The 15,933-nt window shown below is 63.5% G+C and carries 13 protein-coding genes and 1 pseudogene; 12 read left to right on the top strand and 2 right to left on the bottom strand.

The features are described 5' to 3' along the window. Positions 1 to 3 precede the first annotated feature (3 nt). From M5C56_RS16320 to M5C56_RS16305, 4 genes are all read left to right on the top strand, one after another. Entirely contained in the window at positions 4 to 606 is a 603-nt protein-coding gene (locus M5C56_RS16320) for a LysE/ArgO family amino acid transporter (protein WP_103498276.1), read from the top strand. Between the two features lie 179 nt (positions 607 to 785). Then, positions 786 to 1,382 carry a superoxide dismutase [Fe] gene (gene sodB / locus M5C56_RS16315; RefSeq protein ID WP_103498275.1) on the top strand — a complete coding sequence of 199 codons (597 nt, stop codon included), beginning with the start codon at positions 786 to 788 and terminating at the stop codon, positions 1,380 to 1,382. A 286-nt stretch (positions 1,383 to 1,668) separates the two neighbouring features. After that, positions 1,669 to 3,720: a bifunctional diguanylate cyclase/phosphodiesterase gene (locus tag M5C56_RS16310; RefSeq protein WP_103498274.1), complete on the top strand. Its 2,052-nt coding sequence runs from the start codon at positions 1,669 to 1,671 to the stop codon at positions 3,718 to 3,720. 172 nt (positions 3,721 to 3,892) lie between these two features. Next, entirely contained in the window at positions 3,893 to 5,233 is a 1,341-nt protein-coding gene (locus M5C56_RS16305; protein WP_103498273.1) for an imelysin family protein, read from the top strand. Positions 5,234 to 5,253: 20 nt separating this feature from the next. On the opposite strand, the pseudogene M5C56_RS32490 reads toward M5C56_RS16305, so the two are convergent. Then, positions 5,254 to 5,331, bottom strand: a pseudogene (locus tag M5C56_RS32490) (outer membrane lipoprotein carrier protein LolA); the annotation flags it as partial. A 146-nt stretch (positions 5,332 to 5,477) separates the two neighbouring features. Between M5C56_RS32490 and M5C56_RS16300 the strand changes: the two are divergent. The 3 genes from M5C56_RS16300 to M5C56_RS16290 are packed head-to-tail and all read left to right on the top strand — an operon-like array spanning position 5,478 to position 9,076. Beyond that, positions 5,478 to 6,899 (top strand): di-heme oxidoredictase family protein, encoded by a 1,422-nt coding sequence (locus M5C56_RS16300; protein ID WP_103498272.1) that lies wholly within the window; start codon positions 5,478 to 5,480, stop codon positions 6,897 to 6,899. A 12-nt stretch (positions 6,900 to 6,911) separates the two neighbouring features. Further along, positions 6,912 to 7,976 (top strand): imelysin family protein, encoded by a 1,065-nt coding sequence (locus M5C56_RS16295; protein ID WP_103498271.1) that lies wholly within the window; start codon positions 6,912 to 6,914, stop codon positions 7,974 to 7,976. Positions 7,977 to 7,978: 2 nt separating this feature from the next. Then, entirely contained in the window at positions 7,979 to 9,076 is a 1,098-nt protein-coding gene (locus M5C56_RS16290) for a DUF1513 domain-containing protein (protein WP_103498294.1), read from the top strand. Between the two features lie 4 nt (positions 9,077 to 9,080). Here M5C56_RS16290 and M5C56_RS16285 read toward each other — a convergent pair whose 3' ends face one another. Continuing rightward, positions 9,081 to 9,641, bottom strand: a complete 561-nt coding sequence (locus M5C56_RS16285; RefSeq protein WP_103498270.1) for a cysteine hydrolase family protein — start codon at positions 9,639 to 9,641, stop codon at positions 9,081 to 9,083. A 122-nt stretch (positions 9,642 to 9,763) separates the two neighbouring features. Between M5C56_RS16285 and M5C56_RS16280 the strand changes: the two genes are divergently transcribed. From M5C56_RS16280 to M5C56_RS16260, 5 genes are all read left to right on the top strand, one after another. After that, positions 9,764 to 12,217 (top strand): penicillin acylase family protein, encoded by a 2,454-nt coding sequence (locus tag M5C56_RS16280; RefSeq protein WP_103498269.1) that lies wholly within the window; start codon positions 9,764 to 9,766, stop codon positions 12,215 to 12,217. Positions 12,218 to 12,529: 312 nt separating this feature from the next. Beyond that, a complete protein-coding gene (locus M5C56_RS16275; protein WP_103498268.1) occupies positions 12,530 to 13,309 on the top strand; it encodes a transporter substrate-binding domain-containing protein in 780 nt (259 codons plus the stop codon). A 58-nt stretch (positions 13,310 to 13,367) separates the two neighbouring features. After that, positions 13,368 to 14,096, top strand: coding sequence for an ABC transporter permease (locus M5C56_RS16270; protein WP_103498267.1), 729 nt, complete (start codon positions 13,368 to 13,370; stop codon positions 14,094 to 14,096). Further along, on the top strand, positions 14,093 to 14,803 hold the full coding sequence (locus M5C56_RS16265; RefSeq protein ID WP_100944466.1) for an ABC transporter permease: 711 nt from the start codon (positions 14,093 to 14,095) through the stop codon (positions 14,801 to 14,803). Before M5C56_RS16270 ends, M5C56_RS16265 begins: the two co-directional genes overlap by 4 nt. 11 nt (positions 14,804 to 14,814) lie before the next feature. Further along, the gene (locus M5C56_RS16260; RefSeq protein WP_103498266.1) at positions 14,815 to 15,933 is read left to right on the top strand and encodes a succinylglutamate desuccinylase/aspartoacylase family protein; all 1,119 of its coding nucleotides are present in this window, start codon (positions 14,815 to 14,817) and stop codon (positions 15,931 to 15,933) included.

Raw genomic sequence — 15,933 nt, 5'->3', positions numbered from 1 at the left:
GTCATGTGGCAGAGCTATCTAAATGGCATGCTGGTGGCCGCCGGCCTGATCATGGCGATCGGCACACAGAACGCCTTTGTCCTGGCCCAGAGCCTGCGTCGCGAACACCACCTGCCGGTGGCGGCCCTGTGCGTACTCTGCGATGCGATCCTGGTGGCCGCGGGGGTCTTCGGCCTCGCCACCGTCCTGGCACACAACCCGACGCTGCTGGCGTTCGCCCGCTGGGGTGGCGCGGCCTTCCTGCTCTGGTACGGCAGCCTGGCGCTGCGCCGGGCCTTTTCCCGCCAGAGCCTGCAACAAGGCGAAGGCCAGACCGTGCGCTCACTGCGCGCCGTACTGCTCAGCGCTCTCGCCGTGACCCTGCTCAACCCCCACGTGTACCTCGACACCGTGCTGCTGATCGGTTCACTCGGCGCCCAGCAGACCGAGCCCGGCGCCTACGTGATGGGCGCCGCCAGCGCTTCGCTGCTGTGGTTCTTCAGCCTGGCCCTAGGCGCGGCGTGGCTGGCCCCGTGGCTGGCGCGCCCGGCCACCTGGCGCCTGCTCGACCTGCTGGTGGCCGTGATGATGTTCAGCGTCGCCGCCCAGTTGATCGGCGCCGGCTGACTTATTCCAAAAGGCTCTGGAACCTCTATTCCACACAGTTGTTGCGTGGTTAAGCCGCCACCCCGGTGCTATGATCCGAGTCTTGCGCCGCAAAGAGTACAAACTCCCCGGCGCACGCCTGTATGGCCGCCGTGATCGGCCTTGCGCTCACCGCAACTGACCTGATTAGGAGAATCACCATGGCTTTCGAATTGCCTCCGCTGCCTTATGCACATGATGCCCTGCAGCCGCACATCTCCAAGGAAACCCTGGAGTATCACCACGACAAGCACCACAACACCTATGTCGTGAACCTGAACAACCTGGTGCCAGGCACCGAGTTCGAAGGCAAGACCCTGGAAGAAATCGTCAAGTCTTCCTCCGGCGGCATCTTCAACAACGCCGCTCAGGTCTGGAACCACACTTTCTACTGGAACTGCCTGGCGCCAAACGCCGGCGGTCAACCGACCGGCAAGCTGGCTGAAGCCATCAACGCCGCGTTCGGTTCCTTCGACAAGTTCAAGGAAGAGTTCACCAAGACTTCCGTCGGCACCTTCGGTTCCGGCTGGGGCTGGCTGGTGAAAAAGGCTGACGGCTCCCTGGCCCTGGCCAGCACCATCGGCGCCGGCAACCCGCTGACCAGCGGCGACACCCCGCTGCTGACCTGCGACGTCTGGGAACACGCCTACTACATCGACTACCGCAACGTCCGTCCGAAGTATGTCGAGGCGTTCTGGAACCTGGTGAACTGGAAATTCGTCGCCGAGCAGTTCGAAGGCAAAGCCTTCACCGCTTGAGACTGAACCCGCTGCGCAAAAAAACCCGGCCTCGCCGGGTTTTTTTATGCCTGCCACGCCGACAGGAACTAACCTGAATAATCCGGGAAAATGACGCGCTAGCCCCTCAAGTAGACGGCTTGAGCGACCGACACAGTCTCCATGGCCTGAAGAGTCCGGGAGCCACCTGATCGGCCAAGCATGAGCACGGGTTCTCGCCGCTTGCATTGTCCCTTTGACTGACCGGGCCGGATTGCCAATACTCATGGCAACTTGATGCCATCCGCACGGAACAAGGAATAGCCCTTTGAAGCTGGAACTCAAGAACAGCTTGTCGGTGAAGTTGCTCCGGGTCGTGCTGCTGTCGGCGCTGATTGTCGGCGCCGTACTGAGCTGTGCGCAGATCGTCTTTGATGCCTACAAGACTCGGCAGGCCGTGGCCAGCGATGCCCAGCGCATTCTCGATATGTTCCGCGACCCCTCGACCCAGGCCGTCTACAGCCTCGACCGCGAGATGGGCATGCAAGTGATCGAAGGCCTGTTCCAGGATGACGCCGTGCGCATGGCCTCCATCGGCCATCCCAACGAGGCCATGCTCGCGGAAAAATCCCGCGATCTGCAAAAGACTTCCAGCCGCTGGCTGACCGATCCTATCCTTGGCCAGGAAAGCACCTTCAGCACACAACTGGTCGGTCGCGGCCCCTACAGCGAATATTACGGCGACCTGAGCATCACCCTCGACACCGCCACCTACGGCCAGGGGTTCCTGGTCAACTCGGTGATCATCTTCATCTCCGGCGTGCTGCGGGCCTTGTTCCTCGGCCTGGTGCTGTACCTGGTCTATCACTGGCTGCTGACCAAACCGCTGTCGCGGATCATCGGGCACCTGAGTACCGTCAACCCGGACCGCCCCAGCGAACACCTGTTGCCGCAGCTCAAGGGCCATGAAAAGAACGAACTGGGCATCTGGGTCAACACCGCCAACCAGTTGCTGGCATCCATCGAGCGCAACACCCACCTGCGTCACGAAGCGGAAAACAGCCTGCTGCGCATGGCCCAGTACGACTTCCTCACCGGCCTGCCCAATCGCCAGCAGTTGCAACAGCAACTGGACAAGATCCTGGTGGACGCCGGGCGCCTGCAACGTCGGGTCGCGGTACTTTGCGTGGGTCTGGACGACTTCAAGGGCATCAACGAACAATTCAGCTACCAGGTCGGCGACCAACTGTTGCTCGCCCTGGCCGACCGCCTGCGCGCCCACAGCGGTCGCCTCGGCGCCCTGGCCCGGCTGGGTGGCGACCAGTTCGCCCTGGTCCAGGCCGATATCGAACAACCCTATGAAGCGGCCGAGCTGGCCCAGAGTATCCTTGACGACCTGGAAGCAGCGTTTGCCCTGGATCACCAGGAAATCCGCCTGCGCGCCACCATCGGCATCACCTTGTTCCCGGAAGACGGCGACAGCACCGAGAAGCTGCTGCAGAAAGCCGAACAGACCATGACCCTGGCCAAGACCCGCTCGCGCAACCGCTACCAGTTCTATATCGCCAGCGTCGACAGCGAAATGCGCCGCCGTCGCGAACTGGAAAAAGACCTGCGCGAAGCCCTCAACCGCAATCAGTTCTACCTGGTCTACCAGCCACAGATCAGCTACCGCGACCACCGGGTGGTGGGCGTCGAGGCACTGATCCGCTGGCAGCACCCGGAACACGGCCTGGTACCGCCGGACCTGTTCATTCCCCTGGCCGAGCAGAACGGCACCATCATCGCCATCGGCGAATGGGTGCTGGACCAGGCCTGCCGCCAGTTGCGCGAATGGCACGACCAGGGCTTCAGCGACCTGCGCATGGCGGTCAACCTGTCCACCGTGCAACTGCACCACGCCGAGCTGCCGCGGGTGGTCAACAACCTCCTGCAGATGTACCGCCTGCCGCCGCGCAGCCTGGAACTGGAAGTCACCGAAACCGGCCTGATGGAAGACATCAGCACCGCCGCCCAGCACCTGCTGAGCCTGCGCCGCTCCGGCGCGCTGATCGCCATCGATGACTTCGGTACCGGCTACTCGTCGCTGAGCTATCTCAAGAGCCTGCCGCTGGACAAGATCAAGATCGACAAGAGCTTCGTCCAGGACCTGCTCGATGACGACGACGACGCGACCATCGTCCGGGCGATCATCCAGTTGGGCAAGAGCCTCGGCATGCAGGTGATCGCCGAAGGCGTGGAGACCGTCGAGCAGGAGGCCTACATCATTTCCGAAGGCTGCCACGAGGGCCAGGGCTACCACTACAGCAAGCCGCTGCCGGCCCGGGAGCTGGCGGCGTATCTCAAGCAGGCACAGCGCAGCAATGCGGCGATCTTGTAAGGCTCGGGGCCAACAAGCTCGCACCTGCAAAATCCGCCGGGATCAACCGGGGTTTTAATACCAAATATTTCAATCACTAAGCCCTTTACACAGAATGCAAATCCTTCGCATTATGTGCCGGTTTTGCGGGGCCGTGCGCCCCCATCCCCCCTCTCGAAGCAGGATGTTCGCCATGATTCGCATGCCTCTGGCCACCGCCAGTCTGTTGGCCATCGCCATCACCCTCGCCGGTTGTGGCGACAAGGACAAGGAAAAATCCACAGCGGCCACCCAGGCCCCTGCCGCGGCCGCCCAGGTGCCCGCCGACGATGCCGCCGCCAAGGTCGATGAAGCCGCCGCCAAGGCCGTGGTCGCCCACTACACCGAGATCGTCTTCGCCGTGTTCAGCGATGCCGAATCCACCGCGAAGAACCTGCAAGCCGCTGTCGACGCCTTCCTCGCCAAGCCGAACGAAGAGACCCTCAAGGCCGCCCGCGCCGCCTGGATCGCCGCCCGCGTGCCGTACCTGCAAAGCGAAGTGTTCCGCTTCGGCAACACCATCATCGACGACTGGGAAGGTCAGGTGAACGCCTGGCCCCTGGATGAAGGCCTGATCGACTACGTCGACAGCTCCTACGAACATGCCCTGGGCAATCCGGCCGCGACCGCCAACATCATCGCCAATCCGCAGATCCAGGTCGGCGAAGACAAGGTCGATGTCAGCGAGATCACCCCGGAAAAACTCGCCAGCCTGAACGAGCTGGGTGGCTCCGAAGCCAACGTCGCCACCGGCTACCACGCCATCGAATTCCTGCTCTGGGGCCAGGACCTGAACGGCACCGGCCCGGGCGCCGGCAACCGTCCGGCCTCGGACTACCTGGAAGGTGCCGGCGCCACTGGCGGGCACAACGATCGTCGGCGTGCCTACCTCAAGGCCGTGACCCAACTGCTGGTCAACGACCTGGAAGAGATGGTCGGCAACTGGAAACCGGGTGTGGCCGACAACTATCGCGCCAGCCTGGAAGCCGAGCCGGCGGAAAGTGGCCTGCGCAAGATGCTGTTCGGCATGGGCAGCCTGTCCCTCGGTGAACTGGCGGGCGAGCGCATGAAGGTGTCGCTGGAGGCCAACTCGCCGGAAGACGAGCAAGACTGCTTCAGCGACAACACCCATAACTCGCACTTCTACGATGCCAAGGGCATTCGCAACGTCTACCTGGGTGAATACACCCGTGTCGACGGCACCAAGCTGACCGGCCCGAGCCTGTCCTCCCTGGTGGCCAAGGCCGACCCGGCGACCGACGAAGCACTGAAGAACGACCTGCAGGCCACCGAAGCGAAGATCCAGATCATGGTCGACCACGCCAACAAGGGTGAGCATTACGACCAGTTGATCGCGTCCGGCAACGAGCCTGGCAACAAGATCGTGCGTGACGCCATCTCCGCGCTGGTCAAGCAGACCGGTTCCATCGAGCAGGCGGCGGCCAAGCTGGGCATCAGCGACCTGAACCCGGATAACGCCGATCACGATTTCTGATCGGCCCTTGTCCCCCCTCATGTAGGAGCGAGCTTGCTCGCGATGGTAGCCCAGGCACCGCGGGGTATCAGATGCCCCGTGTCATCGTTGACGACCATCGCGAGCAAGCTCGCTCCTACATGAGGGCAAGCCAGCCCCCACAAAGCCACGCAGTGTCATAAATCAAGTAAATGCTAATCCCTCTTATTCAATTGTATCGGGACTGATAAACTCGCGCCCGGTCCCTCTCACCCCCTGGACACCGATGCCCTCGCTGCCCCTTCGCCTGTCGACGCTGCTCCTGGCCCTTGGCCTGGCCGCCTGCGACGACGCCCCGCGCTTTACCAAGCCCGAACCCGGCGAAGCTCGATCCGGTGGCACCACCACGGTGGGCAAACACGATCGCAATGCCTTCTCGCAACCCTCGGCCAACCTCTCGCCGGAACGGCGCCTGGACTTCAGCGTCGGCAACAGTTTCTTCCGCAGCCCCTGGGTCATCGCGCCTTCAACCACCACAGCCCGCGACGGCCTCGGCCCGCTGTTCAATACCAACGCCTGCCAGAACTGCCATATCAAGGACGGCCGCGGCCATCCGCCGGCGCCGGGGGCGGATAACGCGGTGTCGATGCTGGTGCGCCTGTCGATTCCCAACAACCCGATGTACGCCAATCTGATCGAACGCCAGGGCGTGGTACCGGAACCCGCCTATGGCGGACAGTTGCAGGACATGGCCATCCCCGGTGTCACCCCGGAAGGCAAGGTGCGGGTCGACTACGAAGCAGTGCCGATACGTTTCAAGGACGGCACCGAAATCGAACTGCGCCGACCGACGCTGCGCATCACCCAGCTGGGCTACGGCCCGATGCACCCCCAAACGCTGTTTTCCGCGCGCATCGCCCCGCCGATGATCGGCCTCGGCCTGCTCGAAGCGATTCCCGAAGAAGCGATCCTGGCCAATGCCCGGCAGCAACAACGGCTGGGGGTCAATGGCCGGCCGAACCGGGTCTGGGACGATGCCCAGCGCAAGACCGTCCTCGGCCGCTTCGGCTGGAAGGCCGGGCAACCGAATATCAATCAACAGAACGTCCACGCGTTTTCCAGCGACATGGGCCTGACCACCAGCCTGCGCCCCTTCGACGACTGCACGCCGACCCAGACCGACTGCCTGCAAGCGCCCCACGGCGGCGGTCCGGACGGCGAGCCGGAAGTCAGCGACAACATCCTGCGCCTGGTGACCTTCTACACCCGCAACCTCGCGGTACCGGCACGGCGTGACGTCGGCGCGGCGCAGGTGCTGGCCGGCAAGAGCCTGTTCTACCAGGTAGGTTGCCAGGCCTGTCACACCCCGCAGTTCACCACCTCGGCCACGACCGCCGAACCCGAGCTGGCCAACCAGGTGATCCGGCCCTACAGCGACCTGCTGCTGCATGACATGGGCCCCGGCCTCGCCGACCAGCGCAGCGAGTTCCTCGCCGACGGCAACGACTGGCGCACCCCGCCGCTGTGGGGCATCGGCCTGACGCAGACCGTCAGCGGCCACACCCAGTTCCTGCATGACGGCCGCGCCCGCAACCTGCTCGAAGCCGTGCTCTGGCATGGCGGCGAGGCCTTGCCGGCGCAGCAGCAGGTGCTGTCCTTCAATGCCGAACAACGCGCCGCGTTGCTGGCATTCCTGAATTCTTTGTAAGAGGACACGGACATGTTCCGCCCGAAACTGTTGTTCACCAGCCTGGCCGCCCTCGTCCTCGGCGCCTGCTCGCCCCAGGACCCGCAGGCGCTGACCTCCGCCGCGATCGCCAAGCAGGTGATCCTGCCGACCTATAGCCGCTGGGTCGACGCTGACCGCCAGTTGGCCATCAGCGCCCTGGCCTTCTGCGAAGGCAAGGAGAGCCTGGAAACCGCCCGCGCCGACTTCCTCCATGCGCAGAAAGCCTGGGCGGAATTGCAGCCGCTGCTGATCGGGCCATTGGCCGAGGGTAATCGTTCCTGGCAGGTGCAGTTCTGGCCGGACAAGAAAAACCTGGTGGGCCGCCAGGTCGAGCAACTGGTCAGCGCCCAGCCGCAGATCGACGCCGACGCCCTGGCCAAGTCCAGCGTCGTGGTCCAGGGCCTCTCGGCCTACGAATACATCCTCTACGACAGCAAGATCGACCTGGCCGACAGCACACAGAAAGCCCGCTACTGCCCACTGCTGACGGCCATCGGCAAACGTCAGAAAGTCCTCGCCGAACAGATCCTCTCGCGCTGGGAAACCAGCGACGGCATGCTCGCGCAGATGAGCAAGTTCCCCAACCAGCGCTACGCCGACTCCCACGAAGCCATCGCCGATCTGCTGCGGGTCCAGGTCACCGCCCTCGATACCCTGAAGAAAAAGCTCGGCACGCCCATGGGTCGCCAGACCAAGGGCATCCCACAACCTTTCCAGGCCGAGGCCTGGCGCAGCCAGTCGTCACTGCAAGGCATGCGTGCCAGCCTGGCCGCCGCCCGGACCGTCTGGGTCGGGGTCGACAACAAGGGCCTGCGCAACCTGCTGCCGGCGGAACAAAAAGCCTTGGCGGACAAGATCGACGCCGCCTACGCCGCGTCCCTGAAGCTGTTCGACAGTACCAAGCGTTCGTTGACCGACCTGCTCGGCGACGACGCCGGGCGCCAGCAGCTCAACGACCTCTACGACAGCCTCAACGTCGTCCACCGCCTGCACGAAGGCGAGTTGGCCAAGGCGCTGGGTATCCAACTGGGCTTCAACGCCAACGACGGGGATTGATGATGTTGCGACGCCAGGCCCTGACTTTCGGCAGCCTGCTGCTCAGCGCATTGACGCTGGGCGGCTGGCGCCTGCTCCGGCAAAAAGACCAAAGCCCGCTGCTGCTCTCTGCCCGTGACGACAGCGACGGCGGGCACTATGCCGTGGGCTATCGGCTGGACGGTACGCAGGTCTTCGCCACCCGGGTCGGCCAGCGTTGCCACGACATCATCAACCACCCGAGCCAGCCCCTGGCGCTGTTCGTCGCGCGACGTCCCGGCACCGAGAGTTACCTGATCGACCTGCGGGATGGCCGCCTGCTCCAGACCCTCGCCTCGCAGCCGAACCGGCATTTCTATGGGCATGCGGTAATCCACAGGAGCGGCGACTGGTTGTACGCCACCGAGAATGACACCACCGATCCGGGCCGTGGCCTGTTGGGTGTGTATCGTTTCGAAGGTGAGCGTCTGGTTCATAGTGGCGAGATTTCGACCCATGGCATCGGCCCACACCAGGTGTCGTGGATGCCCGATGGCGAGACCCTGGTCGTCGCCAACGGCGGGATTCGCACCGAAGCAGAAAGCCGGGTGGAGATGAACCTCGATGCCATGGAGCCGAGCCTGGTGCTGATGCGCCGCGACGGCACCCTGCTGAGCAAGGAAACCCTGCCACAGCAGATGAACAGCGTACGCCACCTGGGCGTGGCCAGTGACGGCACCATCGTTGCAGGCCAACAGTTCATGGGCCCGTCCCACGAGTCATCCGAGTTGCTGGCGATCAAGCGTCCCGGCCAGCCCTTTGTCGCCTTCCCGGTGGCCGAGCAACAGTTGCAGGCCATGGCGCATTACACCGCCAGTGTTGCGGTGCACAGCGAATTGCGCCTGGTGGCGTTGACCGCGCCTCGGGGCAACCGCTTCATTATCTGGGATTTGGACAGCGGCGCCGTACGCTTGGATGCACCATTACCGGACTGCGCGGGCGTCGGCGCGGTGGCAGACGGTTTCGTGGTCACCTCTGGCCAGGGCCGCTGTCGCTTCTACGATTGTCGCCAGAAGGAATTGACAGCCCAGCCGCTGGAGCTGCCGGCCGGGCTGTGGGACAACCATCTGCATCTGGTCTGATGGATCACACCCCAAGCACCAAACGGCTGGACACCACCGTCGCATACTCGCCGTGCAGATTGCCCAGGGACATGGCATGGACCTCCTGGGCAGTGTGGGGCGTACCAAAATAGTCGGTTTTGTCGAAGGTGTAGCACGCATCCTCCACCACCCAGGTCTCAAACCCGAGGTTGCCGGCCGTCCGCGCGGTCGCCTCCACGGAGTTATGGGTCGCTACGCCGACAATCACCAACTGCTCGATACCGCTCTCGCGCAGCCAAGCCTCCAACCCGGTCGCGCAAAACGCATCCGGCACCCGCTTGCGCACCAGCCGTTCGCCCTCCCCCGGCGCAAAGCGCTGCTGGAACTCGACTCCCGACTGTCCGGGCCAGAACACCGACTCCGGCGAATGCGACAGATGCTGGACATGCACAATCGGACGCGCGGTTTCACGCCACTGTTGCAACAGCTCAAGCATGCGCGCCTCGGCCTCGGGATTGTTGCGTGGTCCCAGCCGCGGATGAAGAATGCCTTGCTGCTGGTCGATCAGGATCAACGCCGCGTTTACCTGGATATCCCTGTTCATGCCTTTTCCCTTCCGATTTATCGCTCAAAATTCGAAATAAGCCCGCCCGCTGTCTTGCGCGCCTTCCTCCTGCTCACTAACGTAGCGCCTTTACTGACGCTACCCCCCGCAGGAGCTTTGCCATGGCCTCGCCAGCCTTTTCCTTCTCTCTCAAGCAATGTGGCGTTGCCGCCGCCATGGCGGGCCTGCTCGGCCTGACTGGTTGCCAGACCTGGAACTCCCAGGACAGCCTGCCACCGACCTCCGGCGTACAGCCGATCAAGGGCCTGGCACAGAACGTCTCGGTACGCCGCAACAGCCTCGGCATGCCGCTGATCGAAAGCAACAGCTTTCACGATGCGCTGTTCACCCTCGGTTATGTCCACGCCAGCGACCGCATCACCCAGATGGTCACCCTGCGCCTGCTCGCCCAGGGCCGGCTCGCCGAAATCAACGGCCCGGACGCCCTCGACAGCGACCGATTCATGCGCGCCGTCAACCTGAAGAAAAGCGCCGGCGAGTTGTACAACGCCTCGTCGCCACGGCTCAAGCGCTTCTTCGAAGTCTATGCGCGCGGCGTCAACGCCTACCTGTTCCGCTACCGCGACAAGCTGCCGCCGGACCTGGCCAGCAGCGGCTACCAGCCGGAATACTGGAAGCCGGAAGATTCGGCGCTGATCTTCTGCCTGCTCAACTTCAACCTGTCGGCCAACCTGCAGCAAGAGATTGCCAGCCTGGTCCTGGCGCAGAAAGTCGGCGTCGACAAGCTCGCCTGGTTGACCCCGGCCGCCCCGGACGAACCGCTGCCCCTGGCCGAAGCCGAGAAACTCAAGGGCATCGCCCTGAGCCAGGTCTCGGGCCTCGGCGCGCTGAACAAGGCCGCCGAGCAAGTCGCCGCGTTGAATATCCTCGGCTCCGGCACCTCGACCAACTGGGCCATCGGCCCGCAACGCGCCCGCAGCGGCAAGAGCCTGCTGGCCGCCGACCTGCAACAGCCGACCAGCGCCCCCGCCGCCTGGAACTACGTACAGATTTACGCGCCGAAGTACCGGGCCGCCGGGACCTCGATCGCCGGCCTGCCGATGCTGCTGTCCGGTTTCAACGGCAAGGTGGCCTGGAGCATGGCCGCCGTCCCGGGGGACAACCAGGACCTGTTCCTGGAAAAACTCAAGCGCCAGGGCAACGCGCTCTATTACGAAGCCGACGGCAAATGGCTGCCGGCCATCGTGCGCAACGAAACCTACTTCATCAAGGGCCAGCGCTCGATCCGCGAGACGGTGTTCGAAACCCGCCACGGCCCGCTGCTCAACAGTGCACTGGACAACACTGCCTTGACCGGCGGCTACGGCCTGGCCCTGCAGAGCGCCTCGTTCAAGGACGACAAGAGCCTGGATGCGTTCTTCGACCTGTCCCGTGCCCAGAGCGCCGAGAAAGCCTCGGATGCCAGCCGGGAAATCCGCGCCATCGCGCTGAACATGGTCTTCGCCGACGCCAGCCATATCGGCTGGCAGGTCACCGGGCGCTTCCCCAACCGCCGCGAAGGCGAAGGCCTGTTGCCGTCGCCGGGCTGGGACAGCCGCTTCGACTGGGACGGCTACGCCGACGCGATGCTCCACCCTTATGACCAGGACCCGGGCCAGGGCTGGCTGGGCACCGCCAACCAGCGCACGGCGGCGCGCGGCTACGGCATGCAACTGTCCAACGCCTGGTACTACCCGGAACGCGGCGAACGCCTGGCGGAACTGGCCGCGGCCGGCAAGCAGGACAGCCGCAGCACCATCGCCATGCAATACGACCAGAGCACCACGTTCGCCAACAAGCTGAAGAAGATGTTCGAAGCACCGGGCATGGCCTTGCCGCTCAAGCAGGCCATCGACGCCCTGCCGGAAGCCGAACGCGGCAAGGCACGCGAAGCCCTCAGCCGGTTGATGGCGTTCGACGGCAGGCTCAGCGCGACCTCGGCCGATGCCGCGCTGTACGAGCTGTTCCTGCAGGAAAGCATGAAGCAGATCTTCCTCGACAAGCTCGGCCCGGAAAACGGTCCGGTGTGGCAGGCCTTTGTCGCCAACGGCAAGCTGTCCTACTCCGCCCAGGCCGATCACCTGCTGGGCCGCGAAGACAGCCCGTTCTGGGATGACAGCCGCACGCCACAGAAGGAAGACAAGCCGGCGATCCTGGCCCGCAGCCTGGCGGCGGCGATCAGCGCCGGTGACAGCCTGCTGGGCAGCGATCACAAGACCTGGCAATGGGGCACGCTGCACCGTTATAGCTGGAAGAACGGCGCCGGCCAGGTGATTCGCGGACCGATCCAGGCCGGCGGCGACCACACCACGCTGAACACCTCGGCCTATGCCTGGGGCGGCGCAAGCTTCGACGTCACCCAGGTGCCGGGGGTGCGCATGATCGTCGACTTCGGCCAGATCGAACCGATGAGCGGCCAGCAGAGCCCCGGACAGTCCGGCAACCCGGCCAGTCCGAGCTACGCCAGCGGTATCGATGGCTGGCTGAAGGCCCAGTACGTCAGCTTCCCGATGCAGCAGCAGAACTTCGACAAGGCCTACGGCACCACGCGCCTGACCCTGACGCCCGGCAAGTAACACTCCACGGCCGGGTCCGGCCTGCCAGCGATGGCCTCATCGCTGGCAAGTCGGTTCCTAAAGTTACGGATGTCACCCTTCCCGCCGCGTAACTGCACTCTTTTCTCACTCGCGAACGCACCAATATTGTGCAATTTATTTCAGCCGCCCAATTTCGGGCATGATTAGCTGGCTCGGAGCCATATTCCTGCCTTTTAAAACACTTGTTCGTGACTCTGGTTCGGAAATTGCTACTTTTATCAGGTCATACGCGTTCCAGTAACAGTACTCAGTGCGCCACAAGCGCTCATATTGGTTTTTAGGGAATAAATAATGAAAAAAGCATTGCTGACCCTTTCTGCACTGGCTCTCTGCATGGCCGCCGGCTCCGCTATGGCCAAGGAATACAAGGAACTGCGCTTCGGCGTCGATCCTTCCTACGCGCCATTCGAATCCAAGGCCGCAGACGGCAGCCTGGTCGGCTTCGACATTGATCTGGGCAACGCCATCTGTGCCGAGCTGAAGGTCAAGTGCAAATGGGTCGAAAGTGACTTCGACGGCATGATCCCGGGCCTGAATGCCAACAAGTTCGACGGTGTGATTTCGTCGATGACCGTGACCGAAGCCCGCGAGAAGGCCATCGACTTCTCCAACGAGCTGTTCTCCGGCCCAACCTCCCTGGTGTTCAAAAAGGGTGCGAACTTCTCCACGCCTGAGTCCCTCAAGGGCAAAACCGTGGGCTACGAGCAAGGCACCATCCAGGAAGCCTACGCCAAGGCCGTACTGGACAAGGCTGGTGTAACCACCAAGGCCTACGCCAACCAGGACCAGGTGTACGCTGACCTGACCTCCGGCCGTCTCGACGCTTCGGTGCAGGATATGCTGCAAGCCGAGCTGGGCTTCCTGAAGTCGCCAGCGGGCGCCGGCTACGAAGTCAGCAAGCCGATCGACGATCCGCTGCTGCCGGCTAAAACCGCAGTGGGTATCAAAAAAGGCAACAAAGAGCTGAAAGCCCTGTTGGACAAGGGTATTGCAGCACTGCACAAAGATGGCAAGTACGCGGAAATCCAGAAGAAGAACTTTGGTGAGCTGAACCTGTACAGCGGGAAGTGATCCCTTGGCGCCCCTCGCCCGAGGGGCGCCTTTTCGACTGCCAAAGGTCTGATTTTTCATGTTCGACAACCTCCTGCAAATTCTGGGGCTTTCGGCCTTCAGCCTGAAGGGCTTTGGCCCGATCCTGCTGCAAGGCACCTGGATGACCGTCCAGCTCTCCATCCTCTCGCTGCTGGTCAGCGTGCTACTGGGCCTGCTCGGCGCCAGTGCCAAATTATCCAGCTTCAGCCTGTTGCGCATTCCGGCCCAGCTCTACACCACGCTGATTCGCGGGGTGCCCGACCTGGTGCTGATGCTGCTGATTTTCTACAGCCTGCAAACCTGGCTCTCGACCCTGACCGATGCCATGGACTGGGACTACATCGAGATTGACCCGTTTGCCGCCGGGGTCATCACCCTGGGCTTTATCTACGGTGCCTATTTCACCGAAACCTTCCGTGGTGCGATTCTCGCCGTGCCACGCGGACAGCTTGAAGCCGCCACCGCCTATGGCCTGACCCGGGCCCAGCGGTTCCGCTTCGTGACCTTTCCGCAAATGATGCGCTTTGCCCTGCCGGGGATCGGCAACAACTGGATGGTGATCCTCAAGGCCACCGCGCTGGTCTCGATCATCGGCCTGGCCGACCTGGTCAAGGCTGCCCAGGACGCGGGCAAGAGCACTTATCAACTGTTCTACTTCCTGGTACTCGCCGCCTTGATCTACCTGCTTATTACCAGTGCTTCGAACTATGTCCTGCGCTGGCTGGAACGCCGCTACGCCGCGGGCGCCCGGGAGGCCGTGCGATGATCGAACTCCTGCAGCAATACTGGCGGCCGTTCCTCTACAGCGACGGCCAGCACATCACCGGCCTGGCCATGACCCTGTGGCTGCTCAGCGCCTCGATCTTCTTCGGTTTCCTGGTGTCGATCCCGCTGTCCATCGCCCGGGTCTCGCCCAAGCGCCGCATCCGCTGGCCGGTGGAGTTCTACACCTACCTGTTCCGTGGCACGCCGCTGTATATCCAACTGCTGATCTGCTACACCGGGATCTACAGCCTGGAAGCGGTCCGCGAACAGCCGCTGCTGAACTCGTTCTTCCGCGATGCGATGAACTGCACCATCCTGGCCTTCGCCCTGAACACCTGCGCCTACACCACGGAGATCTTTGCCGGGGCGATCCGCAGCATGAACCACGGTGAAGTCGAGGCGGCCAAGGCCTATGGCCTGAGCGGCTGGAAGCTCTACGCCTATGTGATCATGCCCTCGGCCCTGCGCCGCTCGTTGCCCTACTACAGCAACGAAGTGATCCTGATGCTGCACTCCACCACCGTGGCGTTCACCGCGACCATCCCGGACATCCTGAAAATCGCCCGGGACGCCAACTCGGCGACCTACATGACTTTCCAGTCGTTCGGTATCGCCGCGATCATCTACCTGACGATCACCTTTACCCTGGTCGGTCTGTTCCGTCTGGCCGAGCGCCGCTGGCTGGCCTTTCTCGGCCCGGCACACTAGGACTCCAGAGCATGCGTCATCTGACTCACGAGCTGCTGGCTCCCCTGCCGGGCACGACCCGGCAGATCCACAGCTTTCATTTCGGTCCGTCGCGGTCCGCGGGCAAGATCTACATCCAGTCGTCCCTGCACGCCGACGAACTGCCCGGCATGCTGGTGGCCTGGCACCTCAAGCAACGCCTGGCCGAGCTGGAACAGGCCGGCGCCCTGCGCAGCGAAATCGTGCTGGTACCGGTGGCCAATCCGATCGGCCTGGAACAGGTGCTGATGGACGTGCCGCTGGGGCGCTATGAGCTGGAAAGCGGGCAGAACTTCAATCGCTGGTTCGTCGATCTGAGTGACGAGATCGGCAACCAGATCGAAGAGCAACTCAGCGACGATCCGGCGCACAACCTGCAACTGATCCGCAGCCACCTCAAGACCGCCCTGGCGGCGGAGGTGCCGGCGACCCAGTTGCAATCCCAGCGCCTGGCGTTGCAACGACTGGCCTGCGACGCGGACATGGTCCTGGACCTGCACTGCGACTTCGAAGCCGTGGCCCATCTGTACACCACGCCCGAAGCCTGGCCGCAGGTTGAACCGCTGGCCCGTTATATCGGCTCGCAAGCCAGCCTGCTGGCGACCGATTCCGGCGGCCAGTCGTTCGACGAATGCTTCACCCTCCTCTGGTGGGACCTGCGCCAGCGCTTCGGCGAACGGTTCGCGATTCCCCAGGGCAGTTTTTCGGTGACCGTGGAACTGCGCGGCCAGGGCGATGTGAATCATCCCCAGGCACGTCTCGACTGCCAGGCGATCCTCGACTATCTGACGCACTTCGGCGCCATCGCCGGCGAGCCCGCGCCCTTGCCGGAGCTGCCGCACCCGGCAACGCCGCTGGCCGGTGTCGAGCCGGTGAGCACGCCGCTGGGCGGGCTGCTGGTGTTCAGCGCCGTGCCGGGGCAATACCTGGAAGCCGGAGAGTTGATCGCCGAGATCATCGACCCGCTCAGCGACCGCGTCACCCCTGTTCATTGCAGCGCGGCGGGCCTGCTCTATGCCCGCTCGCTACGCCGCATGGCCACGGCCGGCATGGTGATTGCCCATGTCGCCGGCCGCGAAGCCTATCGCAGCGGCTATCTACTTTCTCCTTGA

Source organism: Pseudomonas sp. MWU13-2862 (assembly GCF_023242495.1).
Lineage (GTDB): Bacteria > Pseudomonadota > Gammaproteobacteria > Pseudomonadales > Pseudomonadaceae > Aquipseudomonas > Aquipseudomonas gingeri_D.
Note: the sequence above shows the minus strand (reverse complement) of the source record. Positions and strands in the feature narration are given on the sequence as shown.

Excerpts from the sequence above, each read along its gene's own strand:
- M5C56_RS16295 (WP_103498271.1), top strand. The coding sequence starts at position 6,912 with ATGTTCCGCCCGAAACTGTTGTTCACCAGCCTGGCCGCCCTCGTCCTC.
- M5C56_RS16265 (WP_100944466.1), top strand. The coding sequence starts at position 14,093 with ATGATCGAACTCCTGCAGCAATACTGGCGGCCGTTCCTCTACAGCGAC.
- M5C56_RS16280 (WP_103498269.1), top strand. The coding sequence starts at position 9,764 with ATGGCCTCGCCAGCCTTTTCCTTCTCTCTCAAGCAATGTGGCGTTGCC.
- M5C56_RS16285 (WP_103498270.1), bottom strand. The coding sequence starts at position 9,641 with ATGAACAGGGATATCCAGGTAAACGCGGCGTTGATCCTGATCGACCAG.
- M5C56_RS16290 (WP_103498294.1), top strand. The coding sequence starts at position 7,979 with ATGTTGCGACGCCAGGCCCTGACTTTCGGCAGCCTGCTGCTCAGCGCA.
- M5C56_RS16320 (WP_103498276.1), top strand. The coding sequence starts at position 4 with ATGTGGCAGAGCTATCTAAATGGCATGCTGGTGGCCGCCGGCCTGATC.
- M5C56_RS16260 (WP_103498266.1), top strand. The coding sequence starts at position 14,815 with ATGCGTCATCTGACTCACGAGCTGCTGGCTCCCCTGCCGGGCACGACC.
- M5C56_RS16305 (WP_103498273.1), top strand. The coding sequence starts at position 3,893 with ATGATTCGCATGCCTCTGGCCACCGCCAGTCTGTTGGCCATCGCCATC.
- M5C56_RS16270 (WP_103498267.1), top strand. The coding sequence starts at position 13,368 with ATGTTCGACAACCTCCTGCAAATTCTGGGGCTTTCGGCCTTCAGCCTG.
- M5C56_RS16300 (WP_103498272.1), top strand. The coding sequence starts at position 5,478 with ATGCCCTCGCTGCCCCTTCGCCTGTCGACGCTGCTCCTGGCCCTTGGC.
- M5C56_RS16275 (WP_103498268.1), top strand. The coding sequence starts at position 12,530 with ATGAAAAAAGCATTGCTGACCCTTTCTGCACTGGCTCTCTGCATGGCC.
- sodB (WP_103498275.1), top strand. The coding sequence starts at position 786 with ATGGCTTTCGAATTGCCTCCGCTGCCTTATGCACATGATGCCCTGCAG.